Source organism: Dactylosporangium sp. NPDC051541, assembly GCF_044454505.1.
Classification (GTDB): Bacteria; Actinomycetota; Actinomycetes; order Mycobacteriales; family Micromonosporaceae; genus Dactylosporangium.
The window spans coordinates 46,031-72,378 of sequence record NZ_JBITDU010000023.1; the positions used below are offsets into that span (position 1 = coordinate 46,031).

Sequence of the window (26,348 nt, forward strand, 5' to 3'; positions counted from 1 at the left end):
CGCTCAGATTTCCTCGTAGCCTATCCGCCGGGCGATCGCGGCGCTGATCGCCGCCGCCAGTTGGTCGGCGTGCTCCTGGTCGAAGAGGCTCAGGTGGTTTCCCTTGATCTCGACGGTCGTCACCTCGGCGGCGACGGCGGACCAGCCACGGTCGCCGTCCATGTAGCCGGCCGGGAACGGCGGCGCGTCGGCGGGCAGCGGGTCGCTCGCGCGCAGGAGGTCCACCTCGGCCGGGTAGTACTCCGGCCGGTAGTCGAGGAACGCCGCGCGGTTGCGTTCGACGGTCTCGGCCAGCTCGGCCTGCGTCGCCGGGGTGGCGTCGGCCCCCTCCAGGCGCAGCACGTCCAGCGCCAGGACCGAAGCCCGGACCCGGGCCGCGTCCGCCGCCGCGGACATGAACGCGGGCGGCGCCCAGGTGTCCAGCAGCAGGGTCGCGGCGACCCGCTCGTTGCGATGCAACCAGCGGCGGGCCATCTCCAGCGCCACGGCGCCGCCCATCGACCAGCCGGCGACCACGACCGGGGCGACGCCGCGGACCGCGTCGACCTCGTCCACGTAGCGGGCCGCGATCTCCTCGATCGACGCCGGCGGAACGTCCGGCGGCGACTGCAGCGCGTACACCGCGAACTCCCGCCCGAGCCGCTTGGCCACCTGGTAGAACGGCAGCACCGAACCGCTCGCGGCGTGCACGAAGACCACCAGCGGCGCGCCCGGGTGCTCGACCAGGCTCACCAGCGGGTCCACGCCCGCCGCAGGTCGCATCGCGCCCAGCGTCGCCGCCAGCGCGCGGACCGTCGGGCCGGTGAACACGTCCAGGACGCTCGGCTTCAGCCCGAACTCGCTCGCGCATTCCTCGATCAGCTTGAAGACCAGCAGCGAATGGCCACCCATGTTGAAGAAGCTCTCGGTGACCGAGACCGAGTCCCGGCGCAGGATCCGGCAGAAAATCCCGAACAGCCGCGTTTCCAGCTCGGTCTCGGGTGCGTCGATGCGGTCAGCTTCCGTGTCGCGATTCCGGAGGTCGAGCAGCGCGGCCACGTCGATCTCGGCGCCAGCCCCGCGGGGGATCTCCTCCACGACCGTGACGGTGGCGGGCATCAGGTACTCCGGCAGCCGCGCAGCGGCGCCGTCGACGAGTCTTCTCCCGGACAGCTCACGTTCCCCGTTCGGCACCACGAAGGCGGCGAGGCCGCCGTCCGGCGCCGCGGTCACGACGGCGCGCCACACGCCGTCCTGGTCGGTGAAGGCCGCCTCGATCTCGGCCGGCTCGACGCGCAGGCCGTGGATCCGGACCTGCCGGTCGATCGGGCCAAGGTGCTCCAGCACGCCGTCCTCCCGGTGCCGGCAGAGCTCGCCGGTGCGGAACATGCGGGCGCCGGGGGCAGCGAACGGGTCGGCCACGAACCGGTGCGCGGTCAGCGCCGGCCGCCGGTGGTATCCGCGGGCGAGGCCGATCTCGCCGCCGACGTAGAGCTCGCCGACCACGCCGATCGGCACCGGCGCCAGCGCCTCGTCCAGTACGTAGAGGGCACGGTGGCCGGCTGGCCGGCCCTGGTCGGTGACCCGTCCGGTCTCGGCCGGCCCGTAGCCGGCGACGAGGTCGCCCGGGAACCCGGCCACGTCCGGCACCATCGACGGCACGACCGACAGCGTCGTGACGCCGTATGCCTCCACATGGTCCGCCAGCCGCCGCGGGTCCCGGTACACCGCTGGCGGCGCCAACGCGACCGTCGCGCCCTGCGACAGCGGCCAGAAGCAGTCCTCGGGCGTCGCCAGGAGCGCCACGTCGCCGGCACCCAGGGGATGGTCGTGCTGCAGTCGCGCCAGCTCGGCCAGCGCCCCCTCGACCGGGTAGGCGATCGCGGCCGGCCGGTCGGTGGCGTGCGCCGCGTAGCGCAGGCACAGCAGGTCGTGCCCAGCCGCCTCGACCGGCAGGTCGTCGGCGGGCGTCCCGGCCCACCGGCCGGACTCCGCAAACGAGAGCACCGGCCACGGTCCTGCCGGCACGCGGCCCGCCGTCGACCCGTCAACGATCACCGCAGCCGGGGCGGCATCGTCCAGCATGGCCCCGAGCCGGCCCTCCTCCGGGTCGAGCGTCACGTACGGGGCGCCGACCTTGGCCGCGGCAAGCAGCGCGACCGTCTGGTCGACCCCGGGGGCAAGGTACAGCGCCACGACGTTTCCCGGACCGATCCCGGTGTCGCGCAGGAACCACGCCAGCCGGTTGGCCCGGGCGTTCAACTCGGCGTAGCTGACCTGGCCCTCGGCATCGCGCACCGCGATCGCGTCCGGGGCGCGCTGGACCTGCTCCTCGAACGGCTGCGCCAGCGTGCGGTACGCGACGTCGGGCCGGACGTCCCGGTTGAGCCTGTGCAGCACGCGCTCCCGCTCTGCCTGCGACAGCAGCGGCAGCTCGAACGCTCGCGCGTCCGGCCGCTCGGCGGCCGCGGCCAGCAGACGCTCGAGGGCACCTGCGTATCGCAGCGCGGTCCCCCGATCGAACAGGTCGCCCGAGTACAACATGATGCCGTCGAGCGCGTCGCCGTCCGGGTGCAGGATCAGGGCCAGGTCTACCGGCATGGCGTTCGTGTTCAGCGCCACACTCTTCTCGGCCGCCCGGCCCGAGCCGCCGACCGGGTGCAGCAGCGTGATGATGGTCTGGAACACCTGGTGCACCCCAGACAGCCGGGGCAGCCCTAGTTCGGCCACCACCCGGGCGTACGGTACGGCCTGATGGTCGTGGGCCTCCAGGAATGCCTCGTGCACCCGGCGGACGACCTCGCGGAACGTCGGGTCGCCGGACAAGTCGGTGCGCAGTGGCATCGTCCTCACGAAGCAGCCCACCATCGACTCGGCGACCTCTTGGTCCCGGCCGGCCAGCGGGACGCCGACGAGGATATCCCGCTGCCCCGCCATCCGGGCCAGGAACAGCTTGTACGCGGCCAGGACGACAACGAACAGGGTGACCCCGTCGTCTGCCGCCAGCCGCTGCAGCCGAGTCAGCAACGAACCGGGAATCGTCACCGGCACGGTGGATGCGGCCCGGCTGGCTCGGGCCGGCCGGGGATGGTCCCTCGGCAGGTCCAGCACCGGCAGGTGGCCGGTCAGATTGTGGGTCCAGTAGGCCAGGTCGCGCTGGACCCTCGCCTCGTCGGTGTTCTCGCGTTCCCAGGCCACGTAGTCGAGGAAGCCGACCGGCGGGGGCGGGTCGAGTGTCCGGCCGGCGATCAACGCGTTCAACTCCCGGACGGCCTGCTCCCGGGAGAGTCCGTCGGCGACCAGGTGGTGGAAGTTGGTCGCCAGCATGGTGCGCTCGCCGGGCAGCGCGAATCCGATGATCGTGAAGAAGCACGGTTCGTCGAGCGGGATCGGACGCTGGGCGGCCCGGTTGCTGATGTCGGTGGCGCGCGCCGCCGCCTCGTCCGCCGGCAGGTGCCGCAGGTCGTGCCAGGTCACTGGCGGCTCGATCAGGCCGCAGTCCTGCTGCATCGGGACACCGTCGCGCTCGAACATCCGCACTCGCAGGATGTCGTGCCGGGCCATCAGCTCCGCCGTGGCGGCGCGCAGTGTCGAATGGTCCAGCGCCCGCTCCATGACCTGCAGGTCCGGAATGCTGTACTCGCTGCTGTCCGGGTACTGCCGGCAGGAGAACCAGATCCCCGCCTGCGGCGGGTTGAGCGGAACGGCGGTACCCGGCGGCACCGGGGTGATGCGCGGCACTTCGACCACGGTGGCCCGCTCGCGCAGCAACTTCATGAGCAGCCGCTGCTTGTTCGCGTCCAACGTGGTCATCGGGTTACCCCTCCCGTATCGCCGAGCCGCTCGGCGACGTCGTCGTCGGACATCGTGGCCACCTCGGCGGCCAGCGCCGTCTCCAGGTACCTGGCCACGCCTGCGATCGTCGGTGCGTCGAAGAACTGCCGGACGGTGATCGATATCCCGAACCGGGTCTTGATTCGGTGCAGCATCTGCAGGGCCGACAGTGAGGTGCCGCCGACGGAGAAGAAGTTCTGGTTGCGACCGACCTGGTTGACCTGCAGCAGGTCCCACCACACCGCGGCGACTTCCGCCTCGATCACCGACGTGACCTCCGAGACACCGGTCCGGGCCTCCCGGTCCCGGACGGTGGGAACGGGCAGCGCCTGCCGGTCCACCTTGCCGGAGGGGGTCAGCGGCAGGGCATCCAGCTTCACGTACACCGCCGGCAGCAGATACTGGGACAAGTACCCGGCCAGGTACTCGGCAACCTCGGGGATGAAGGCGTCCGGCCCGACCACATAGGCCACGATCTCCTTGACGCCGGGCTCGTCCTCCCGGATCGCCACCACCGCCCGCTCGACCGCCGGGTGGCTGTCCAGCACCGCCTCGATCTCGCCGGGCTCCACCCGCACGCCCCTGACCTTGGCCTGGTTGTCCGCCCGGCCGGCGTAGTGCAGCAGGCCGTCGTCGTCCACGCTGGCGAGGTCACCGGTGCGGTACAGCCGCTCCCCCGGCACCACCGGGCAGGGGTGCGGCAGGAACCGTTGCGCCGTCAGCTCCGGCTGTCCGAGGTAGCCGCGGGCCAGGCCGTCCACGCCGGCGACGTACAGCTCGCCGACCACGCCCGGCGGGATCGCCCGGAGCGCTTCGTCCAGCACGTACAGCCGGTAGCCGTTGACCGCCCGGCCCATCGGGACGCCGCAGCCGGCCGGCCAGGCGCGCCCGGTCCAGAGCGCGACCTCCGAGGTCTCCGTCTGGCCGTACGCGTTGTGCAGGTCGAGATCGAAGTGGGCGACGAACCGCTCCAGAAGCGCCGCCGGCACCGCCTCGCCGGAGGTCTGCACGCAGCCGAGGTCCGGGTACTTGGTGGCCGCAACGGTGGCCAGGTACATGTCCAGCATCGACGGTACGAAGTGGGCCAGCACGGTGCCCGGCGTGGCGAGCAGCTCGGCCAGGTACGGCACGTCCGTCTCCGAGCCCGCCTCGGCCAGCTCGACGGTGGCGCCGGCGGCGAGCGTCGCGAAGATCTCCCAGATCGCGACGTCGAAGATCAACGGCGTCTTGTGCACGACTCGTCGGCCCGGCTCGAGCTCGTACCGCCGGGCGATCCACTCCACCCGGGACGCCGCGCAGCCGTGGTCGATGACGACGCCCTTGGGCCGGCCCGTGGACCCGGACGTGTAGTAGACGAAGGCCGTGTTCCGCGGATGGATCCGACGGTGACTCCGGTCCGGCGCGGCCGCGTCGACGATCGGCGCGGCCGCGTCGACGATCGGCAGGCCCTCCAGCCCGGCCGGCGGCGGCCCGGCGGCGATCACCGCCGCCATCTCGCAGTCGGCGGCTATCCAGCGCAGGCGGTCGGCCGGGTAGCCGGCATCCAGCGGTACGAAGCCGGCACCCGCGCGCAGTACCCCGAGCAGCGCCGCGATCGACTCCACCGAGCGCGGGACGCACACCCCGACCAAGGACTCCGGCCCGATGCCAGCGGCCGCCAGCGCGGTCGCCACCGCCTCGGCGCGGGCGTCCAGGTCGGCGTAGCTGACCGAGCTCGTCCACGCCTGCACGGCCACCGCGTCCGGGTCCCGGGCCAGCGCGGCGTGGAAACCATCGTGCAGCAGCGTCCGGGCGGCGCCGCGTTCCTCGTGGCCGGCGTTGATCGCGGCCAGCTGGGCGGTGGCCGAGGCGGCCGGCAGTAGCGGCAGCTCGGCCAGCCGGGCCGACGGGTCCGCCAGTGCCGATTCGAGGAGCGTCAACAAGGCTTCCTGCCAGCGGCCGGCGGACGGGCGGTCAAACCGGCGGGTGGCGTACTCCACCTCGCCGGCCAGCGTCCCGTCGTCCAGCCGCATCGTGCAGGTCAGCGCGACCTTGGCGGTACCGGAGTGGATCACCTGCTCGGTGATGTGCAGGCCGTCGATCTCGCCGCCGCCGTCCATCGGGGTGGACTCGAAGACGAACATGGTCTGGAAGACGGGGTTGTCGGCCCCGCCGGGGGAAACACCGCCGACCATCTCCACGAACGGCAGGTCCTGCCGGGAAAGCGCCTCGGCCACCGCCGCGTCGGTGCGCTCCACCAGGTCCCGGAAGCGCATGCCGGGGGTGAATCGCATCCGCAGCGGCACGGTGTTGACCAGGTAGCCGATCAGGTCCTCGGTACCGGGCCGGACCCGGCCGGCCATCGGGACCCCGACCACCACGTCGTCGGCGCCGCCGGTCATCCGGTGCAGCGTGGCGAGGAAGCCGGCCAGCAACACGCCGAACGGAGTAGATCCATAAGCGCGGGCCACCCGCTCCACCGCGGCCAGGCCGACGCCGGCGAGCTCGAGCGGTATCGAGAACCCGGCCTGCCCCTCCGCCCCGGTCGGCCGACCGGGTTCCAGCACCGGCGCGTCGCCGTCGAGCTGCTCCACCCAGTACCGCCGCTGCTCGGCCGCCTCCGCCGAGCCCAGCCAGCGCTCCTGCCAGGCCACGTAGTCGGCGAACCGCACGGACGGCGAAGGCAGGGGGCGGTCCTGGTACAGCGCGGCGAACTCGCGCCAGAACACTCCCAGCGACCATGCGTCAAAGACGCTGTGGTGCACATCGAGCAACCACAGGTGTTGCTCGTCGTCGACCCGGTAGCAGCAGGACCGCACCAGCGGTCCGGCGGACAGGTCGAACGGCCGGGCCGCCTCGGCCTCGGCCAGGCGCGCCGCGGCCGCCCGGTCGGCGACGGATCGCACCTCGGTACGGACCGGCTCTGGCGGCTGGAGCCGGGACCAGACGCGGCCGTCCCGTTCCGCGAGGGTGGTCCGCAACGCCTCGTGCCGCTCCACCAGCGCGGTGAGCGCGGCATCCATCCGCTCGATGTCGAGCGGTCCGGAAATCCAGTATCCGAGGGGTACGGCGTAGGTCGCGACACCCTGCTGCAGCCGGTCCAGGTACCACAGCGCGGCCTGGCCGCGCGAGGCCGGCCGCCATTCGTCGTGCTCGCCGGACGCCGCGACGACTCCGCCGCCGGTGTCCCGCCGGCTGGTCCCCTTGACCAGCGCGGCGAGGGCGGTCACGGTCGGGGCCGAGCGCAGCTCGTTGAACGACAGAGCCGCACCGGTGGCCCGGGCGATGCCGCTGAGCAGTTGCAGACCGCGCAGGGAGTCGCCGCCGGCCGCGAAGAAGTCCTCGTCGGCGCCGGCCGGCCGACCCAGCACGCCGGCGACGAGTCGCGCGACGACGCCTTCCACACCGGAGGACGTGGCCGCGTCGAGCTCGCCCCCGCCGTCCAAGGCGGGGTCGGCGGGTGGTGGTGGCGGCAGCTCGGACGGCAGCACCTTGCTGTTCAGCGGGGACCGCGGGATCCGGTCCAGCCAGACGATGGTCCGCGGGAGCATGACGGCGGGCAGCCGGTCGGCCAGCTCGGCGCGGAGCGCTGCGTCCGCGGCCGGCGTGTGCTCCCCCTCGACGTATGCGATCAGCCGGGCGCCGGAAACCGGGTCGTCGGCCGCGACCACGACGGCGTCGCGTACGCCGGCACAGGCCCGCACCGCGTTCTCCACCTGGCCGGGCTCGACCCGGAACCCGCGAATCTTGACCTGGCGGTCGGACCGGCCGAGGAACTGCAGGTTCCCGTCCGGCAGCCGGTCGGCCCGGTCACCGGTCCGGTACATCCGGGCGCCGGGCGGCCCGAACGGGTCCGGCCAGAACCGGTCGGCGGTGGTGGACGGCGCACCCAGATAGCCGCGGGCCAGCCCGAAGCCGGCGATCCACACGTCCCCCGGTTCCCCGTCGGCCACCGGCGCCAGCTCGTCGTCGAGCAGGTGTACGGTCACCCCGGGCAGTGGTCGGCCGATCGGCACGAGTGCGACGTCGGGCAGGTTCGCCGGATCCGGCCGGTAGGTGGTGCAGCTGATCGTGGTCTCAGTGGGCCCGTAGTCGGCGACGAAGTCCACGGGTCGCGAGCCGACAGCCTCCATCCAGAGGGCGAGCCGGTCCATCCGCAGCTTGTCCCCGCCGACGAACACGGTGCGCAGGCTGTCGGGCAGCGACACGATCCCGGCGACGAGGTCGTCCGCCCACTGGTGCCAGTAGTTGCTCGGGAGGCTCACGATGGTCGCGCCGCGGGCCTTCATCACGTCGGTCAGCTCGACGCTCGTCGGACGGGGCGTGTCCGGCAGCACGACCGCGGCGCCGGCCAGCCACGCCGGCAGCACCTCCTCCAGCGAGGCGTCGATGTGCATCGACGTGAACTGCAGGAACCGGTCGGACGACCGCAGGCCCAGCTCCGCCCGGATCGCGGCGGCGTGTTCGGCCAGGCTGGCATGCGAGACCCCGACGGCCTTCGGCCGGCCGGTCGAGCCTGATGTGAAGGCGCAGTACGCGAGATTGCCGGGCCACAGCGCCGGCCGGGCACCAGTCGGGTCCGGTTCGGCCGAGCCGGCCGGTTCGGCCATGAGGTCGGCCAGGTCGACCACCGAGAACCCGGCACCGTCGAACGTTCTCTCCGGTCCACCGCGGAGCACCAGCTCCACCTCGGCGTCGGCAAGCATCCCCGCCACCAGCCCGGCGGGCAGCGCGGCGTCCAGCGGAACGTAGACGCCACCGGCCTTCCACACCGCGAGCACCGTCACCAGCCAGCGGGCGGACTGTTCGACGGCGACCCCGACCCGGACCTCCGGCCGCACGCCGCGCACGGCGAGCCGGTCGGCCAGCTCGCCGGCCCGCTCGTCGAGCTGGCGGAAGCTCAGGACACCGTCACCGGACATGATCGCAGGCGCGTCCGGGGTGCGCGCCGCCTGGGCCTCGATCAACTGATGTACGCAGAGATCGGACATCGATCGCCTACCTCCTTCCGTGCTGTAGAGATGCAATGCGTTCGGGTCAGGCGACCGTGCCGACGGCCGTGGATCGCCGCCAGCTGTCGTACAAGCCGGTGTAGACACCGCCCGCCGCGAGCAGCTCGTCGTGCCGGCCACGTTCCACCAGCCGGCCGCCGTCGAGCACGATCACCTCGTCGGCCCGTTCGGCGGTGGCCAGCCGGTGCGCGACGGTCAACGACGTGCGGCCCGCGGTGAGCCGGCGCAACGCCTCGATGAGCGTCAGCTCGATCCGCGGGTCCACGGACGAGGTCGCCTCGTCGAGGATCAGGCAGGCCGGGTTGGCCAGGTGCGCGCGGGCCAGCGCGACCAGCTGCCGCTCGCCCGCGGACAGACTCTCGCCGCGCTCCCCGACCGGGGTGTCCAGGCCGTGCGGCAGGCCGGCGAGGAACGCTGCCGCACCCAGATCGTGGAAGGCCCGCTCGACGTCGGTACTGGTGGCAGACGGTCGCCCGTACCGGACGTTCTCCTCGACCGTGGTGTCGAACAGGAACGGTTCCTGCGGCACGACCACCACGCGCGAGCGCAGCGACTCGGTCGCGATTTCCCGTACGTCCACGCCGCCGATCAGGATGTGGCCGCGATCAGGGTCGGCCAGCCGGGCGATCAGCTTCGTCAGCGTCGTCTTGCCCGATCCGGTGGCGCCGACCAGCACGACCTGGCGACCGGCCGGCACCTCGAACGACACGTCGGTCAGGGCCGTGCCGGCGTCCGGGTAGCCGAAGGTGACATCCCGTACGACCACCGCCGGCGGGCTGGCCGGCAGCTGCCGGCCGTCGACCGGCTCGGTGACGTCCTCGGCGATGTCCAGCAGTGCCAGCACCCGTCGCCAGCCGGCCACGGCATTCTGCGTGAAGTCGATGACCTGGGTGAACTGCCCCACCGGCCCCAGAAACATGATCACCAGCAGGAGGAACGCGACCAGATCGCCGGCGGTGTGCCCGGTCGAGGGACCGATCGCCAGGCCCACCGCGACGACGCCGACCACCACGATCGCGGCGAACAGGTCGGCGAGGGAGAACAGCACGCTGCCCAGATAGCCGGCGCGGGCCTTCGCGTCCCGCCAGCGGCGGATGGCCGCCGTGGTCCGCCGCAGGCTCGGCTTCGTGATGCCGTAGGCGCGGATGACGGCCGCGCCCTGGATCGTCTCCGAGGTCACCGTGAGCACATCGGCGACGCGGCCCCGGACCGCGGAGTGCGCGGGCCCGAGGCGCTTGGTCAGCACGTGGATGAGGACGACCAGCGGCACGATCAGCGCAACTGTGACAAGCGTCAGCCAGACGTCGTAGTACAGCATGCCGACGAGAGCAGCCAGCATAGCGGCGCCGTTCACCACCCAGGCGATGCCGCCCCACTGCAGGAACTGACTGAGGGTCCCGACGTCGGAGGTCACCCGGGACACCAGCTTCCCGCGCGTCTCGGCCGAGTGGTACGCCACGCTGAGCCGGTGTACGTGGCCGAAAGCGCGGACCCGCAGCCCGCACAGTGCGCGCTCGCTGGCGGTCGCCAGGCGCAGCAGGCTCAGCCAGTTGACCAGGGCGGTGCCCAATACCGCCACCCCCGCCAGCGCGCCCAGGCGAACCAGTTGGCCAACGTCGATGTGTCCGGTGCTGAGTCCCCGGTCGAGGAGCTGCTGGACGAGGATCGGTATGGCCAGCCGGCCGAACCCGCCGACCAGTGCGAGGACGAGCGTCAGGGCCAGGCCGTCGCGGATCTCCGGGATGGAGGCGAAGCCGCGCCGAAGCACCGCGGGCGTCGACCCGGCGACACCGTCGGGGTCGACCACGAACGCACTCATGCCGCTACCTGCTCTCGCTGGAATCCCCGGATCAGCCGGTCGTAGTCGTCGATCCGGAGCAGGTCCGCATGGGCGCCGACACCGGCCACGCGGCCGCTGTCGAGGTATACGACCGCGTCGGCCCGGGCCAGCGTCGCGGCGCTGGTGGTGACGACGATCGTGGTGGTGGACGGCAGGCCGGTGGCCAGCCCGCTCATGATCTCCTGCTGGGTGGTCGCGTCGACCGCGGACGTGGCCTCGTCCAGCAACAGCACCCGGGGCCGACGGAACAGGGCCCGGGCCAGCGCGAGGCGTTGTCGTTCGCCGCCGGACAGCCTTACCCCACGCTCGCCGACCCGAGTCGCCAGCCCGTCCGGCTGGCGCTCGACGATGGCGGTGGCCCGGGCGAGGCGGAGCGCCTCGTCCAGCCGCTCCCGGTCGGCGTCCGCGGGTGCTTCCGATGGGTCACGGTCGAAGTCGAGTCGGACGTTCTGGGCCAGCGTGCCGGCGAACAGGAACGGCTCCTGCAAAACCGCCGCACAGGCCGCCGTCCGGTCGGCTGCGGCGACCCGGTACAGGTCGACCCCGTTCAGCAGCACCGTCCCGCCGGTCGGGGGCAGCAGGCCGGCCAGCGCCAGCAGCAGCGTGCTCTTACCCGACCCGGTGCTCCCGGTGATCGCGACCGTCGCGCCGGCCGGGACGTCAAAGCTCACATCGGCAAGGACCACCGGGCCGTCCGGGTAGGCGAAGCCGAGACCGCGGACGCGGAGGCCGAGCGGACCGTTCGGCAGCGGTTGCGGATCCACCAAAGCCGGCGGTGGCGTCTCGCCGAGCACCTTCTGAACCCGGCCGTACCCCGCCAGCACGTACGGCACGTGGGCCAGCACGTTGCCGATCACGCTGAGAGGTACCGCCAGCAGGGCGAACAGGTTGACGAAGCTGACCAGGTTGCCGACCGTGATCGCGCCGCTGTTCACCCGCCACGCCCCGACCACCAGGATGATCAGCGACGTGGCGGCCGGAATCAGATCGAACAGCTCGTTCATCAGCCATTCCCGACCGGCCAGCTTGATATTCGCATCGCGGAGCCGTTCCGATTCGGCGCCGAACCTGTCCCGCTCGGCGCGGTCCCGGCCGAGCGTCTTCACCAGGAACGCGCCGTCGAAACTCTCGTGGGCGACCGCAGTCACCCGCCCCAGCCGTTCCTGGGCTTCCACGGCGAGCGCTTCGACCCGTTTCTGGTACACGGAGTTGACCAGCAACAGCGCCGGGATCGAGGCACCGCCGACCAATGCCAGGATCGGGTCCACCGCCAGCATCCAGCCGGCGGTGGCCAGGAACATCAGGAACATGCCGAGTACCTGCGGCACTCGGGCCGGCAGGTCCGCGGCCGCCTCCGGGTCGGTGGTGACGTGCGCCAGCTTCTCGCCGGTCGGGTGGGCCCGATGGTAGGCCATCGGCAGCGCGTCGTACCGCTCGACCACGGCCACCCGCAGGGTGGCATCGAACCGGGCCCGGGTGGCGGTGGTGGTCCATCGCTGGATCAGCCCGGCCGTGCCCTTGACCACGCCGATCGCGAGCACGACCAGGACCACGGCGAGGGCGGTTCCGGTGGCCACCTGGCCGCCCTCGAACCTCGGTATCACCACGCGGTTGACCAGCTCGCCGAGCGCGACGGACCAGCCGGTCAGTCCCGCTCCGTACAGGATCGAGGCGACCAGCCCCCAGCTCATTGGACCCGGATGGGCGCGGAAGGCGGCGAGCAGCAACGTGCCCGACCGGCGCAGGAGGTTGGGCCGTGCGGCCGGCTGCTGATCCACTACCGCCACTTCCTCCTCTGGCTCAGCCACTGTGCGTCCCTTGCTCCGCAGCAGAGGCGCTCATGGCGGCCCGCAGGCTGGCCGGGCGCATGTCCGTCCACAACTCGCCGATGCGCGCCAGACAGTCATCCCGGGACGCCGGCTCGCCGACCGGTTCCCACCCGGCCGGTACCGGCCGACCCGACCGCCAGATCGAGTACTGCTCCTCGTCGTTGCGGACAACCACGTACATCTCGTCGGTGTCGGTCATGACTGCCTCGTGCTCTCGCTCTCGCTCTCGGCCGGGGCCGCACGCGGCTCCGATGACAGGGGGAACCGGCTGGAAAGGGCCTCGATCTCGATCTCGATCCGGACCGAACCGCCGGCGCGTGCGGCCGGCCCGGAATCCGCCGGGTCGACGCGAGCCGGGTGCGCCACAAGTCGGTCCCGGTCGGTCACCACCCGGGCGCATCCGCGAACGTCGATAACCATCGAGTCCCCGACTTGCGGCTCGCCGGGCGGTGCCCCGTCCGGCTGGAACATCACCAGCACCTTGCCGCCGTCCAGCAGCGGCAGCTGCGAATCGGTCCGGTCGAGCGCCCCGGACAGGACGCCGTTGCGACCGCGGTCGCGATCCAGCACCAGCGGCAGCCTGGTCGCGACCGGGAACTCCCCCGCACCGGCGCTCACCAGCGTTCCGGAGCCGCATCGCTCGATCAGCGCCACCAGCGTCGCGGCGGCCGGCCCGGCGTCGTGCCCTGCCGGCGGGAACGCGCGCGCCAGCGAACCACCGTCCTTGGCGATGGCTGTGATGATCTGCTTGGACCGGAAGGGCAGCAGCGACAACAGCGTGTCGCCGAGCCCGTGCGTCGCCTCGGCGAAGCCCTGCACGTACAGGCCGCAGGTCAGCTCGTCGGTCGTGCGCACGCGGTGTTCCCGGGAAACCGCCAGTCCGCCATCGGCGTCGGTGTCCAGGTAGGGAAGGACGTCGCGGTACATCACCGAGTCCAGTTCGCGCCGGTACCCGGTGGCCAGTACCAGGCCGTCGACTCGGAGCACACGGGCCCCGCCGCCGAAGCGGGCGTCGACCCCGATCCGGATGCCCGTGCCGTCGGCCCCGGCCTCCACCCCGGTCAGCCGGGAGCCGTCGTGCACCACGAGGCGGGTGCGGCCGCGGACCTCGTCGGCGTAGACCAGCCGGTACAGCTCGTCGAGAAAACTCGCCTCCACCACGCCGTAGTTGGTGGTTCGCAGGCCGGCGGAGTAGTCGCGCCGGTTCGCCTCGTTGCGGGAGTAGAAGTCTGCGGCGTTGGCTTCGAAGAACTGCTCGTTCGCGAACGGGTTGTTGTCGGTGGCACGCAGCGAGTACCCCGGCAGGATCAGGTCCACGCGGGCGTTGCGGTACCGATCCAGCAGGTAGTGGGTGATCTCGCCGGCGCTTTGCCCGTCGCCGGCGACCGCGAACTCCCACTCGCGGTCGCGGTCGGTGAACGTCTCGGGGACCGTTGGCAGGAACGCGCTGGAGTGCACCACGGTCGGGCCGAGCGTCACCGCCTCCGGCAAACGGGGTACGCCGCCGAGCGCGTGCACAACGTTGCGGGCGTGGTACTCGACGACGCCGCCGGTCGCGGTGTCGGTCGCGGTCACCCGGAACAGCGACAGCGTGCCGTCATCGTCGCGGACCGCGGTCACCTCGCGGACCGCGGAGCGGTAGCGCACCACGCCGGCGAACTGTGCGGCGACCCACCTCAGGTAGTCCTGGAACTCCAGCCGGGTCGGCCGGAACTCGGCGAGGTTCACGAACCTCTCCAGCCGCCCCTTGGCCTTCTCGTACTGGAGGAAGGTGAACGGGCTTTCCAGGTTGCGCAGGGACACCAGGTCCTTGAGGAAGGAGATCTGCATCCGGGCGCCGTCGATGAGCATGCCCTCGTGCCAGCGCGTCTCGCCGGAGCGCTCCAGGAACAGGCAGCTGCGATCCGGCGCGATCTCCTGGGCAGCGATCGCGAGTGCGATGTTCGACGGTCCGAAGCCCAGCCCCAGCACGTCGTACGGGTCATCCGGCGTGCCGAGATTCCGCACGTACCGCTCCCCTCCTCGACGTCTGCCCGGCTGGTTCATTGGGTGGCTCGGGCCGCTGCGGAGCGTTCGGCGATGCGACCAATGCGACCGGTGTCCAGGAAACCGATCACAGGCGGCACCGTGGACACGACACGACCGGCCTCGTCGAGCCGCTCCTGATACTGCGCCGCGACCGCGGGAAGCCGGGTCCAATGCGTCGTGGGGCGCAGATGGTGCTCCTGGTGGTACCCGTCGTTGAAGGTCAGCCGGTTGTACAGCCGGCTGTAGTAGCTCACGGAGTTCGCGTACCGGCTCTCCGGCTCCGCCCCGAAGTGCCGGTAGTAGTTCTGGACGTTGACCCAGGTAAACGCGGCCGCTACCGCCGGCAGGTAGCACAGCAGCAGCCACTGCCACGAGAGGACGGCGAGCAGCACGATGAAACTCAGGTGTGCCAAGCGGTCGTAGCGGACCTGGGCGAGCTCGGCCGCGCGCCGCTCCGGGTGCCGGGCGGCCCACCCTCGCATCGCGGTCTCCGCCGGGCCGACGCCGCACAACCGGCGCAAGGACGCCCAGGTGCCCACAAAGTCCCGGGCCGAGGCTGCGAGGCTGAAGGCCAGGTACCGCCAGAGCGGGGCGTGGTCGTCGTCCCGGCTGTATCGGTACGTGGAGCTGAGGTCGGCGGTGACCCCGTCGCGCTTGCGGTCGTTGTTGTACCGGTGGTGGTTGCGCACGTGACTCAACTGGTACGCCTGTACCGACTGCGCGATGTTCGCCGAGTTCATCAACGACACGAGCGCGTTCAGCCGGTTGTCGGTGAACCAGGGCTGGTGCACGAACATGTGGTTCACGATGAGGATCGAGTAGGTCATCATGGCGGTGACCAGGATCGCCGAGCCGAGCCGCGGCCACAGCCCGTCCGGCGTCAGCACGGCCAGCGCGATCGTCCCTGTGAACTGCACGATGCAAATCCCGACCAGGATGGCGTCGACCGGGCTGTTGCGCCATATCCGTCCGGGCTCGCGGTCGATCATCTCACCGTCACCTTTCCCGAGTCCTCTTCGACGAAGCCCGGGCACGCCTGCCGGCTGACCTCGGCGGGCCCGATCCGTGAGGCGGTTCGACCCGGGTGAATGCCGCTCGTCGCTCGTGAACACCGACCGTACGCAGCTCCGACTGTCCAGCGCAGTCACGTGAACCGGCGACGCGGCGCCCGGCCGCTCCGCGGACCATGGGCGCGGCCGGGGGGCCGTTTTACGGGACACAGTCCCCCACTGGCCCGGCGTTAGGTTTCTTGGCAGGAGGTTCGGCCGGTTGCCAGGTTTTCGACGTAGGAAGAGGAAGAAGCGCGATGCGTCCATCTACCCGATGTTCTGATCAGGCGGTAGACGACCCGACTGCGCTGCCGATCCAGACGGTGTTCGCCCGCGCGTGTGACCCCGAGAGCACGCCACTGCCCGACGCCCTGCGGGACGCGATCGTTGCGGAGTTGGACCGCGGCTGCGCCGACGATCGCGGTTCGCGGGTCCCGCTGGCCGACCTCGGGCCGTCGGTGACCGCCTGGGCCGCCACGCAACGCTCGCGCTTCGAGGCACTCTTCGCCGCGGCGGAACGCGAGGGCCGCGCCGATGTGCTCGTCCGCCGGGCGGTCCTCGCGTGTGCTCCCTTGGCCTCGCTGTCCGGTGCCTGGCTGCAGTGGATGAGCGAGCCGGGCAACGCTGAGGAAGCGGTCACCATGGGGGTGCTCTCCCTGTTCGCGGGCGACGTCGGCGCCGGGCATCCGCGGGCGTCCCGAGGCAGCGTCTACCTCTCGCTCATGCAACACCTCCGGGTGGCCGTGCATGCGCATCCGGCGAGCCAACTGGCGCAGGACCGCCGAATCGCCGACCAGTCCTTCTACCTACCGGCCGTCGCGTTGACGATGAGCCGGCGCCCGGACGCATACCGGGGCGAGATCATTGGTCTTGACCTTTGCCTGCGTGAGGTCGGCCTGCTCCCGCCGCTCGACGGTGTTCAGACCCGGCTTCCGCACGCGATCGGATGGGACGCGCTGGATCCGAGCCGCGCGCGCACGCCGGACGGGCCGCCGCCGGTCGAGGATGCTCGGGCCGTGGCGGCCGCGTTCGTCGAATCAGCCGGTACGGCCGGCGCGACCGCGGTCGAGCGCGGCTTCGCCTGGGCGTTCGGCGCGCTGCGACGTTGGTGCGACGAGGTGGCCCAGGAGCTGGACGCCGCTCGCGACCCGGGTTTCGAGATGGCGGAGCTCGTGCGGTCCCGGGCCAGGGAGGCGTCCGTCTATCACGACCGGTTCAGCGTGCAGGGCCGACCGCTGCAGGAGTGGCTCTCCGAGGCGCGCACCGACCCGATCCCGTTCCTGACCGCGCTGGCGAACAGTCGCCTCATCCGGCCGGGCAGTTCCGAGGCCAGCCGCCTGACCGGCCCGCTCGTGTCGCACAAGGGCCGGATGTTCCGGATATTCCCGGACAACGAACTGGACACGATCAAGCGATGGATCGACGCGCTGCCGGCGGACCCCGCACAGCGGGCAGGGTGGCGACCGCCCGCCCATCAGCCCCGGCGGATCATGCTCCGGCCGGCCTCGGCAAGCGCCCACGATGACGGCGACGCTCCCGCGGACATCCGCCAGGCATACATCCGTCTGTTGCGGCGCACGATCACACCGGCGACCCGCCGGTATGCGCTGCGATACGTGGAAGAGCGGCTCGCCCGGTCCCGACAGGGCATGGAGTCGTCCGCCCAGTCACTGCCGGACGAGCACCCGGTGGACGGTCTGCGGTCCTGGCTGCTCGACCAGCACGACCTCCACAACACGGAGTTCCACAACGGCCTGGGCGATCCCTTGCCGGACCGCGCCGACTTGATCGACTCGAGCGTGCAACTGGCGCCGCTCACCCTGATCGACGGTGCCTGGCTGACCGGCTACACCGACTATCAGCTCGCCTCCTCCGAGCGCGGGCACTTCCTGTTCGACACCTACTGGGACGAGCTCGGCAACGGCGAGCTGAGCCTGAACCATCCGCTGATCTACCGTGCCGTGATGCGGGAGATGGGCGTCGACCTCCCACCGACTCGCTCGCCGGAGTTCGCGACCTGGTCCGGGTTCCGGGACCAGTCGTTCGATACGCCGGTCTACTGGTTGGCGATCGGCCGGTTTCCGCGCACGTTCGAGCCGGAGATTCTCGGCCTGAACCTGGCGATGGAGCTGTCAGGGGTCGGCGGCAACTATCGCCGCGGCCGGCAGTCGCTCCAGAAGTACGGCTTCAGTACCGCGTTCGTCGACATCCACAACACCATCGACAACGTCGCGACCGGCCATTCCGCCTGGGCGGCCGACGCCGTCGACGGATACCTGGCCCAGCAGGCGCCGACGGCTCGCACCGACGCATGGGACCGGATCCGGGCCGGATACCGATCGCTGAACGCACCATCCGGACTCCTGGCCCGCGAAGGGGCCCGCCGAGCCGAAACCTGAGCGACGGCCGCCCCGTCGCGGCCGCCGCAGCAAAAGCCAGCTGTCGAGGTGCCGCGCCCTGAACTCGACGGCCGCCCCGATCATGCTGACCGCCGTCGGCTCGGGCCTACTCGTCTGTGTTGCCAAGAAGTTGACGCCAGGCCGAAGCGGTGCGGTGTCCCCGCAGAACGCTCCGCACCGCTTACCGATCCGTTGGCCGCCCTACGGCCAGGAGAGGCAGAAGGTGTGGCCGGCCGGGTCCGCGTAGACCCGGAACCCCTTCCGTGCGGCCGGATCATCGACCGCCTTCAACAGCCGCCCGCCCAACTTGAGCGCCTTCTCGTGGGCGGCCTCGAGGTCCTCGAGGTAGAAGTCGAGGTGGACCTGCTGTGACGGTCCGCCGTCGGGCCACACGGGTGGCACATGATCGGGCACGAGCTGGACCGCCAGGTGCCAGTCGCCGTCGACCCAGACGTTGTGCCAGGCGTCCTTCGCCTCGACGGAGCCGTCCAGGAGTCCCGCCCAGAACGCGCTCACTGTCTCGATATCGGCTGCCTCGAAAACGATCGTCCGACGCTTGAAATCCACAAGGCCACACCCTTCCTGGCTGATCTGCAGGTCCGTCCGCCTGATGTCGAATTCCGCCCGCTCATTCTCGTCGCTCCGGCGGCACCGTGACGGCCCCCGGTTCAGGTGACTGCGCCGGTCCGGCCGACGTTGCCTACGTTCGACCGGACGCTCGTGGAGGTGAATCGCGACGAGCGAACTCCGTCCCCGCTTCCTGTGACATCACGCCGGCAGGTCGCTTGGATAGCGTCCGGATGAGTGCGCTTAGGAGGTACGCATGACCGCCACGGTTCAGCCACCCGACGAGCAGGTGACCACGGAGCTGCACGCCATCGAGCGACGCCGGCAACGAGCGCTCGTCGACGTGGATCTGGACACACTCGATGACCTCTTCGACGACACGCTCGTGCACACCCACGCGCACGGCATCACCCACACCAAGACGCAGTTGCTGGAGCACACCGCCAACCGCCGGCCCTACCTCCGCATCACCCGCGGCGAGATCACCATCCGACTCATCGGCGACGTCGCGGTCATGACCGGCCCGCTCACCAACCTGATACGAACACCCGACGGCGGTGAACGCACCCTCGCCGGCGTGGCCACCCAGGTCCTGCGCCGCGACAGCAACCGCCACTGGCGGTTCGTCACCTTCCAGATGACACCCTACGGCGAGCAGGCCTGACCCGAGCTGCCCTGGGCCAGCACCGCCGCCTGACCTACATCTGTCCACATCGGATGGACCCATCAGGCGGCTGAAGGTTTTCCATAGATGAAGGTTGTGACAGACATGCGCCTATGGCGCGGTGGCTGTCCATGATGCAGGACACGGGAGGCGAGATGCGTCGGGTCGGTTTGGTGGCTGCGGCCGTCATCATCGTTGCGCTTGGAAGTGCGTCACCGGCAGCCGCGGGACCGCCGGGCGTCGATTCGGGACGGCTGGAGCGGCTGGTGACGGTGGAGGGGATCACCGAGCATCAGCGGGACCTGCAGCGCGTCGCCGACCGCAACGGCGGCACGCGGGCCACGCGGACGTCGGGCTACCTCGCGTCGGCGGCCTACGTGAAGTCCACGCTGGAGCGGGCCGGCTACAACGTCCACTACGAGATGTTCAACATGCCGGAGTGGCGGGAGACGGCGCCGCCCGTGCTGCGGCAGGTCGCGCCGACCGGCAAGACCTACACCGCCGGCACGGCCGCGGACGACGGCTTGCCGTCGGTCGACTACATCCCGTTCGAGCACACGCCGACCAAGACGCTGACCAACGTCAAGGTCGTCCCGACCGACGACATCGTGATCCCGAGCCCCGGCGGCACGACCTCCGGCTGTGAGATGTCCGACTTCCCCGCGGCCACGAGCGGCGCCGTCTCGCTGATCCAGCGCGGCACCTGCCAGTTCACGCAGAAGCTGGCCAACGCCGTGCAGGCGGGTGCCGTCGGGGTGATCGTGTTCAACGAGGGCGGTACGCCGGATCGAATCCCCGCGATGTTCCGTTCGGCCCCGCTCGGGTACTCGCTGCCTGCGGTGTTGTCGAGCTTCGCCGTCGGTCAGGAGCTCTACAACGCGTACAAGGCGGGCCAGAACCCGACCGTCGACCTCACGACCAACGGCGTCGACGAGGACAGGTGGTATCCGAACGTGGTCGCCGAGACCAGGCGCGGCGACCCGAACCACGTCGTGGCGCTCGGCGCCCACCTGGACTCGGTGGAGGCCGGCCCGGGCATCAACGACGACGGATCCGGTACGTCATTCCAGCTCGAGCTCGCCGAGCAGCTGGCCAAGTCCGGCGCCGCGCCGCGCAACAAGATCCGCTTCCTGTGGTTCGGCGGCGAGGAGAACGGGCTGATCGGCTCGCAGTACTACGCGGCCCACCTGTCCGACCGCGAGGTCGCGCGCATCGACATGCTGCTCGACACCGACATGATCGCCTCACCGAACTTCGCCCGCCTCGTCTACGACGGCGACGGCTCGACGTTCGGCTCCGAGAACTCCGGGCCCGAGGGCTCCGGCACGATCGAGAAGGTGCTCACCGAGTACTGGTCCCAGCGCGGGATGGTCAGCGAGCCGATCCCGTTCGACGGCCGCTCGGACTACGTTGGCTTCGTCAACCGCGGCATTCCCGCGGGCGGCGTGTTCGCCGGCGCCGAGGTCCCGAAGACCGCCGAACAGGTCGCCAAGTTCGGCGGCGTCGAGGGCGAGCAACTGGACCCGTGCTACCACGAGGCCTGCGACACGTACTCCACGGTCACCGGCCAGCCCCCCGCCACGACGATGGAGACGTACGCGACGAACCCGACGCTGGCCCAGCAGCAGGCCAGGAGCCTGCGCGGCAACGCGCTGCGCTCGCTGCAGCAGTTCAAGAACACGCTCGTGCACGCCGCCTGGTACTTCGCCCAGGCCCGCAACGCCTTCCCGGCGAAGACGAGCGCGTTGAACGCGAAGACGGCCGCGAACAAGCACCAGTTCACGTACCAGGGCCATGAGCGGGCCCACGACCGCTGAACGGCTCGAACCGATCGCTGCCCCGGCGTCCACGCCGGGGCAGCGGCGCGGGACGTCTCGGAGGCGCGTGGTCAGCCGGTGACGGGTGCTGTCGGGTCGGTGACCGGAGGGAGGCTCGACCACGGGAAGTTGATCCACCGGTCGGTTTTGCGCCACACGTATTCGCAGGTGACGCTCGAGGCCGGCTTCTCGTAGAGGACGGCGCAGCGGACCTCGGCGACGTGGCCGGCGCAGAAGTCGCGGACGACCTCCAGGGTCGCGCCGGTGTCGGCCACGTCGTCGGCGATCAGGACCCGGGCCGCGGACAGGTTGGCCAGGTCCGGCTGGGGGTCGAGGATGACGGGGGCGTCGAGGCGCTCGTCGACGCCGGTGTAATACAGGACGTTGAGCATGTGGATGCTCTTCACGTCCAGGGCGTAGCTCAGCGCGCCGGCCACCAGCAGGCCGCCGCGGGCCACGCTCAGGACCAGGTCGGGCCGGAAGCCGTCGTCGGCGATCGCCTGGGCCAGCTCCCGGGCGGCGCGGCCGAAGGTCGGCCAGTCCAGGACCTCGCGCTCGTGCTGATCCATGTGCCCCGCCCGTCTCGCATGTGCCGGTCCGGGCATCATACCGGCCGGTCCTACCGGCGCGGTTTCTTGATCGGTGGGGCCGGTGGCGGCGGTGCGTCGGGGCGGCGCGGGGACGGAGCTTGCTGGACCAGCTGTGCGGGGACCATGGCCGTCTGGAGCTGGCCGGACTCGGCGGCGGTGGCGCTGGCGACCGTCGGCGCGGCGGTCGGGCGCAGGGTGATCGCGGTGGTGGCCAGAGTGACCAGGAGGGCGCCCCAGGCCAGGGCCGGGGTGCGGCGCCGGGGGCGGGGCCGCGGCGGCGGGGGCGGCGGGAACAGCCGGGCCGCGTCGTGCCGGGGGCGGTAGACCGGCGGCGCGGCGCGCGGCGGGACCGTGGAGCGGCGCGCCGGGGCGGGCTTGATGTGGGCGATGGGAATGACCCGCACATAGGGGCGGACGAGGGCCGGAGGCATACAGGCAACGTAAGCCCCATCGGCCCTCGCCGATCCCGTGGTCAGCGGGTGAGCAGAGGGTTCACCCGGTCCCTCACCCGATCGCGCGCAGTTCGTAGATTCGGGTGACGGTGTCGTTGGCGATCTGGGTCGGGGTCTGCACCGTGAGCCGGACGTACCGGGCCGACAGGGCGACCGGGTGGGCCGTGTTCGCGGCGGTGTTGGCGGTGACGGTGACGGCCCGCGTCCAGGTCGTGCCGTCGGCGGACACGTCGATCGTGTAGGCCTTCGTGTTGTAGTCCGCGGACTCCCCGCCGGCCTGGGCGTGTGCCAGTTCGAAGCGGCTGATGGAGCGGCTCGCGCCCAGGTCGACCTGCAGCGTCGCGCCGGCCGTGGCCGAGCAGAACTTGTCGCTGTTGCCACCCGAGACGCTGCCGTTGACCGCCTTCTCCGGGCCCTCCGTCGCCGCGCACGCGGTCGAGCCGGTCACGGTCCGGTTGAGCGCCCAGTTGGTCTGCGCGGGGCCGTACGCCTCCAGTTCGTAGATGCGGGTCGCGCCGTCCGCGGTCTGGGTGGGCGTGGTGACGTTGAGCCGGACGTACCGCGCCGTCGTCGTCGCGAGCTGGTGCGTGGTCACGGGGTCCGCGTTGTTCGTCACGGTGACCGGCGTGCTCCAGGTCGAGCCGTCCGTCGACACCTGCAGATTGAAGGCTTTCGTGTTGTACGCCGACTGCTCGCCGCCGGCCCCCGCGTGCTTGACGGTGATGCGGTTCAGTGGCTGCGCGGAGCCGAGATCGACCTGCACCCAGGCGCCGGCGGCGGTCGAGCAGAACTTGTCCGCGTTGCCGCCCGTGACGCTGCCGTTGACGGCCTTGTCCGGGCCCTCCGTCGACGCGCAGGCGGCCGAGCCGGTCGTCGCCTTGCCCTGGGCCAGGTTCACCGGCGCGGCCGGGGGCGTGGTGTGGTTGGCGGACGGTGGCGTGTCGCTCGCCGCGGTTCCCCACGCACTGGGAGTACCCCCGACGCTGTAGTTGATTGCCGCACCGTGGGCGATGTCGGCCTGGGCCAGCCACGTCCGGGTGAAGGCGGTGCCGCCGAGACTGGCGGTGGTGATGTAGCGGTTGGCGTCCGTGACACCGGGGGCGTTGATCGTGATCGTCCCGCCCTGCTGGGACCCGAACGATCCCACCGTCACCTTCGCGGACGGGAACTGCGGGGTGCTGACGCCGTAGAAGTTCGCGCCGTTCATCAGCGGGTACAGGCCCAGCGAGGCGAAGACGTACCAGGCGGACATGGTGCCGAGGTCGTCGTTGCCGGTCACGCCGTTGGGGCCGTTGGCGAACAGGGTGTACGCGGCTCGCAGTACCGTCGCCGTCTTGTAGGGCTGCCCCGTCCACAGATAGGTGTAGGGCGCGAGCAGGTCGGGCTCGTTGTTCGGGTTGTACGTCGTGAAACTGTAGTAGTCGTAGGCGCCGTTCACCCACGTGTTGTGCGCCGTGCCGGACGGGTCGCTCAGCAGGTTGTCGTAGGCGAAGAACTGGTCGAGCCGGGTGTTGGTGTTCGCCTTGCCGCCGAGCAGACCGATCAGGCCGTCGGGGTCCTGCGGGACGAGCCACTGGTACTGGTAGGCGCCCGCCTCGTGGAACGTGTGGGCGCCGTCGGTGGGCGAGTAGGTCGGCGCGAAGACCCCGTTGGCGTTGCGGGGCCGGAAGAAGCCGATCGACGGGTCGAACAGGTTGCGGTAGTTCTGGCCGCGGGCCGCGAGCTGGTCGGCGTCGGCGGTGTGCCCGAGCGCTCTGGCCATGATGGACAGTGCCGAGTCCGAGGCGGCGTATTCCAATGTGGACGAGCTCGGGTACTGGCAGTCGTGGTCGAACGAGTTCGTCGGCGTGCACACGACACCGGTCGGGATGTATCCCAGCGCGGTGTAATACGGGTTGCCGTTGCGGGCGTTGAGCCCGGTCGACGCGGCCGGCGTGCCGAACGCGTTCTTGCGCAGCGCCGTGTAGAACTGCTCCTCATAGCCGGACAGCAGCCCGCGCGACCACAGGTCGACGAGGAACGGAGTGACCGGGTCGCCGGTCATCGTGTTCGTCTCCGTGTTGTCCAGGGCCCACCGCGGCAGCCAGCCCAGCTCCCGGTCGACGGCGAGCAGCGACAGCGCCGAGTCCCGGGCCACCTGTGGTTCGAGGAGGGCCACGAGCTGGTTCTGGGCCCGATAGGTGTCCCAGAGCGAGAAGGTTTGGTACGGCGTGTAACCCGACGCTGTGTGCACGGCGTTGTCGAAGCCGCGGTAGCTGCCGTCGACGTCCCCGGCGAGGTTGGGGTGCAGGAGGGAGTGGTACAGCGACGTGTAGAACGCCACCTGCCGGTCCGTCGTCCCGCCGTCCACCTCGGCCTTGTGCAGCTTCGCGTTCCAGGTGTCGTGGGCGGCCGTGCGGACCGTGTCGAAGTTGAACCCGGCCGCCGACGTCTCGGCGCTCAGGTTGGACCGCGCCCCGCCCAGCCCCGTGTACGACAGCCCCACCTTGACCGTCACGGCCCGGTCGGAACTGGTGTCGAACCGCACCCAGCCGCCCCGCGCCCCGCTGCCCGACGAGCTGCCGGACCCGCTCGTGAACGTCGAACCGGCCCAGGTGCCGTAGGAGGCGAACGGCCGCGAGAACTGCGCCGAGAAGTAGATCGTGTGCGCGGGTGAGGTGTTGCAGAACCCGCTCACCGTCACCGAGCCCTCGACGGTCGTACTGTTGGGGATGGAGACGCTGGAGCTGCTGGCCCCGGTCGCCGATCCGCGCGCCTGGGCCGTGTTGAACAGCACGTTGGACTGTGTGCCGGCCGGGAACGTGTACCGCTGCCACCCCGACCGCAGCGTTGCCGTCAACTCCGCCGTGACCCCGTTGGCCATGCCGAGCCGGTAGTAGCCGGGGGTAGCCTGCTCCTGGGCGTGGTTGAGCGCCTGCCCGTAGGTGTTCGGGTCGTTGCTGTTCACGGCGCCGACGGTGGGCATGAGCGGCACTTCACCGGCGACGGGGCAGCCGACGCCGGACAGGTGCGTCTGGGAAAATCCCCAGACCTTGGTGTGGTCGTAGTTGTAGCCCGTCCCCCAACCGGTGTCCGGGCTGACCTGCGCCATCCCGAACGGCAGCGCCGCACCGGGAAACGTGTTGCCCTCCTTCTGCGTCCCGATCAATGGATTGACCAGGCCAGTAAGGTCGGCGGGAACGGCGGCCCGGGCGGGCGCACCGAGGGCGGTCACGGTGACGGCAGCGGCGCATGCCGCGGCCAGGACGTTGCAGAGCAGCCTTCTCACGTCGCTCCGATCAATCAACCGGTGAGTGGCCGCCGACCGCCGAAATCGACGCCCGTGAAGGTTCTCCCGAGCGACGGGGTTATGTCAATACTTGTCAATCCACTGCGGTTCGCGAACCGGGGCGGTAGCGGGCACACTCGGAGCGTGTCGATCGATACCCTGACCAGCTCCGCGCCGTCCGGTTCGCAGCGCCGCAAGGAGCTGGCCGCGTTCGTGCGCAGCCGCCGGGAGCGGCGCCGCCCGGACCAGGCCGGCCTCGTGGTGGCGGGCCGCCGCCGCACCCCCGGGCTGCGCCGCGAGGAGGTGGCCATGCTGGCCGGGGTGAGCGTCACCTGGTACACGTGGCTGGAGCAGGCCCGGGACATCCGCGTCTCCCGGCCGGTGCTGGCCGGCCTGGGCCGCGCGCTCGGCCTGGACGACGTCGAGCGGACCCACCTGTATCGCCTGGCCGGCGAGGTCCCGCCGGGGGCGCCGGCCGCCGGTGAGCTGCCCGCCCAGTACCGGCTGCTGCTCGACCAGCTCGACCCGAGCCCGGCGCTGCTCGCCAACCACCGCTTCGACATCCTGGCCTGGAACCGCGCGGCCACGCTGTTCTACGGCGACCTCACCCGGTTCCCGCGGCACCGGCGCAACGTCCTGTGGCTGATGTTCACCGAGCCCGACATCCAGGCGATCAGCGACGACTTCGCCCACGAGTCCGCGTATACGGTCGCGCTGTTCCGCGCGCACACCGCCGAGGGCGTGCTGGACCCCGGCGTGGCCGCGCTCATCGACGAGCTGTCCGCCGCCAGCCCGCCGTTCGCGGCGCTGTGGCGGCGCGGCGACCTGGCGCCGTTCGTGCCCCAGATCCGCGCGCTGCGCCATCCCCGGCTGGGCCGCGTGGAGCTCGAGTACGTCAAAATGCGCGCGGTCGGCACCGACGCCACGCTCGTCGCCTACCTGGCCGCACCCGGCTCCACCACCGCGGCCCGGCTGGCCGGCCTGGTAGCGGATCAACCCGTATAAACGCTGTCTGGATACCCGCCCCCGGGCCGGAAAGGA

15 protein-coding genes are annotated in these 26,348 nt (G+C 71.2%); 4 read left to right on the forward strand and 11 right to left on the reverse strand.

Annotation, left to right across the window (positions count from 1 at the left end):
- Positions 1-3 precede the first annotated feature (3 nt).
- The 7 genes from ACIA8L_RS51010 to ACIA8L_RS51040 are packed head-to-tail and all read right to left on the reverse strand — an operon-like array spanning position 4 to position 15,490.
- A complete protein-coding gene (locus tag ACIA8L_RS51010) occupies positions 4-3,792 on the reverse strand; it encodes a condensation domain-containing protein (RefSeq protein ID WP_395916715.1) in 3,789 nt (1,262 codons plus the stop codon).
- Complete coding sequence (locus tag ACIA8L_RS51015) at positions 3,789-8,783, reverse strand: amino acid adenylation domain-containing protein (RefSeq protein ID WP_395916717.1); 4,995 nt, start codon at positions 8,781-8,783, stop codon at positions 3,789-3,791. The genes ACIA8L_RS51010 and ACIA8L_RS51015 overlap by 4 nt, the downstream gene beginning before the upstream one ends.
- 46 nt (positions 8,784-8,829) lie before the next feature.
- On the reverse strand, positions 8,830-10,623 hold the full coding sequence (locus ACIA8L_RS51020) for an ABC transporter ATP-binding protein (protein ID WP_395916719.1): 1,794 nt from the start codon (positions 10,621-10,623) through the stop codon (positions 8,830-8,832).
- The gene (locus tag ACIA8L_RS51025; protein WP_395916720.1) at positions 10,620-12,452 is read right to left on the reverse strand and encodes an ABC transporter ATP-binding protein; all 1,833 of its coding nucleotides are present in this window, start codon (positions 12,450-12,452) and stop codon (positions 10,620-10,622) included. The genes ACIA8L_RS51020 and ACIA8L_RS51025 overlap by 4 nt, the downstream gene beginning before the upstream one ends.
- The gene (locus ACIA8L_RS51030) at positions 12,445-12,672 is read right to left on the reverse strand and encodes an MbtH family protein (RefSeq protein ID WP_395916722.1); all 228 of its coding nucleotides are present in this window, start codon (positions 12,670-12,672) and stop codon (positions 12,445-12,447) included. The genes ACIA8L_RS51025 and ACIA8L_RS51030 overlap by 8 nt, the downstream gene beginning before the upstream one ends.
- Positions 12,669-14,480: a SidA/IucD/PvdA family monooxygenase gene (locus ACIA8L_RS51035; protein ID WP_395916723.1), complete on the reverse strand. Its 1,812-nt coding sequence runs from the start codon at positions 14,478-14,480 to the stop codon at positions 12,669-12,671. The genes ACIA8L_RS51030 and ACIA8L_RS51035 overlap by 4 nt, the downstream gene beginning before the upstream one ends.
- Positions 14,481-14,515: 35 nt before the next feature.
- Complete coding sequence (locus tag ACIA8L_RS51040) at positions 14,516-15,490, reverse strand: fatty acid desaturase family protein (RefSeq protein ID WP_395916725.1); 975 nt, start codon at positions 15,488-15,490, stop codon at positions 14,516-14,518.
- A gap of 383 nt (positions 15,491-15,873) precedes the next feature.
- Here ACIA8L_RS51040 and ACIA8L_RS51045 point away from each other — a divergent pair, with 383 nt between their 5' ends.
- The gene (locus ACIA8L_RS51045; protein WP_395916726.1) at positions 15,874-17,949 is read left to right on the forward strand and encodes an iron-containing redox enzyme family protein; all 2,076 of its coding nucleotides are present in this window, start codon (positions 15,874-15,876) and stop codon (positions 17,947-17,949) included.
- Between the two features lie 201 nt (positions 17,950-18,150).
- Here the strand turns inward: ACIA8L_RS51045 and ACIA8L_RS51050 are convergent, their stop codons facing one another.
- Positions 18,151-18,516 (reverse strand): VOC family protein, encoded by a 366-nt coding sequence (locus ACIA8L_RS51050; protein ID WP_395916728.1) that lies wholly within the window; start codon positions 18,514-18,516, stop codon positions 18,151-18,153.
- A gap of 256 nt (positions 18,517-18,772) precedes the next feature.
- Here ACIA8L_RS51050 and ACIA8L_RS51055 point away from each other — a divergent pair, with 256 nt between their 5' ends.
- Positions 18,773-19,180 carry a YybH family protein gene (locus ACIA8L_RS51055; RefSeq protein WP_395916730.1) on the forward strand — a complete coding sequence of 136 codons (408 nt, stop codon included), beginning with the start codon at positions 18,773-18,775 and terminating at the stop codon, positions 19,178-19,180.
- Between the two features lie 266 nt (positions 19,181-19,446).
- Positions 19,447-20,997: a M28 family metallopeptidase gene (locus ACIA8L_RS51060; protein WP_395916732.1), complete on the forward strand. Its 1,551-nt coding sequence runs from the start codon at positions 19,447-19,449 to the stop codon at positions 20,995-20,997.
- A gap of 71 nt (positions 20,998-21,068) precedes the next feature.
- Here ACIA8L_RS51060 and ACIA8L_RS51065 read toward each other — a convergent pair whose 3' ends face one another.
- From ACIA8L_RS51065 to ACIA8L_RS51075, 3 genes are all read right to left on the reverse strand, one after another.
- On the reverse strand, positions 21,069-21,566 hold the full coding sequence (locus tag ACIA8L_RS51065) for a phosphoribosyltransferase (RefSeq protein ID WP_395916734.1): 498 nt from the start codon (positions 21,564-21,566) through the stop codon (positions 21,069-21,071).
- A 50-nt stretch (positions 21,567-21,616) separates the two neighbouring features.
- The gene (locus tag ACIA8L_RS51070; protein ID WP_395916735.1) at positions 21,617-22,018 is read right to left on the reverse strand and encodes a hypothetical protein; all 402 of its coding nucleotides are present in this window, start codon (positions 22,016-22,018) and stop codon (positions 21,617-21,619) included.
- Positions 22,019-22,091: 73 nt separating this feature from the next.
- Positions 22,092-25,307, reverse strand: a complete 3,216-nt coding sequence (locus ACIA8L_RS51075; RefSeq protein WP_395916736.1) for a GH92 family glycosyl hydrolase — start codon at positions 25,305-25,307, stop codon at positions 22,092-22,094.
- 144 nt (positions 25,308-25,451) lie between these two features.
- Here ACIA8L_RS51075 and ACIA8L_RS51080 point away from each other — a divergent pair, with 144 nt between their 5' ends.
- Positions 25,452-26,312: a helix-turn-helix transcriptional regulator gene (locus ACIA8L_RS51080; RefSeq protein ID WP_395916738.1), complete on the forward strand. Its 861-nt coding sequence runs from the start codon at positions 25,452-25,454 to the stop codon at positions 26,310-26,312.
- Positions 26,313-26,348 lie beyond the last annotated feature (36 nt).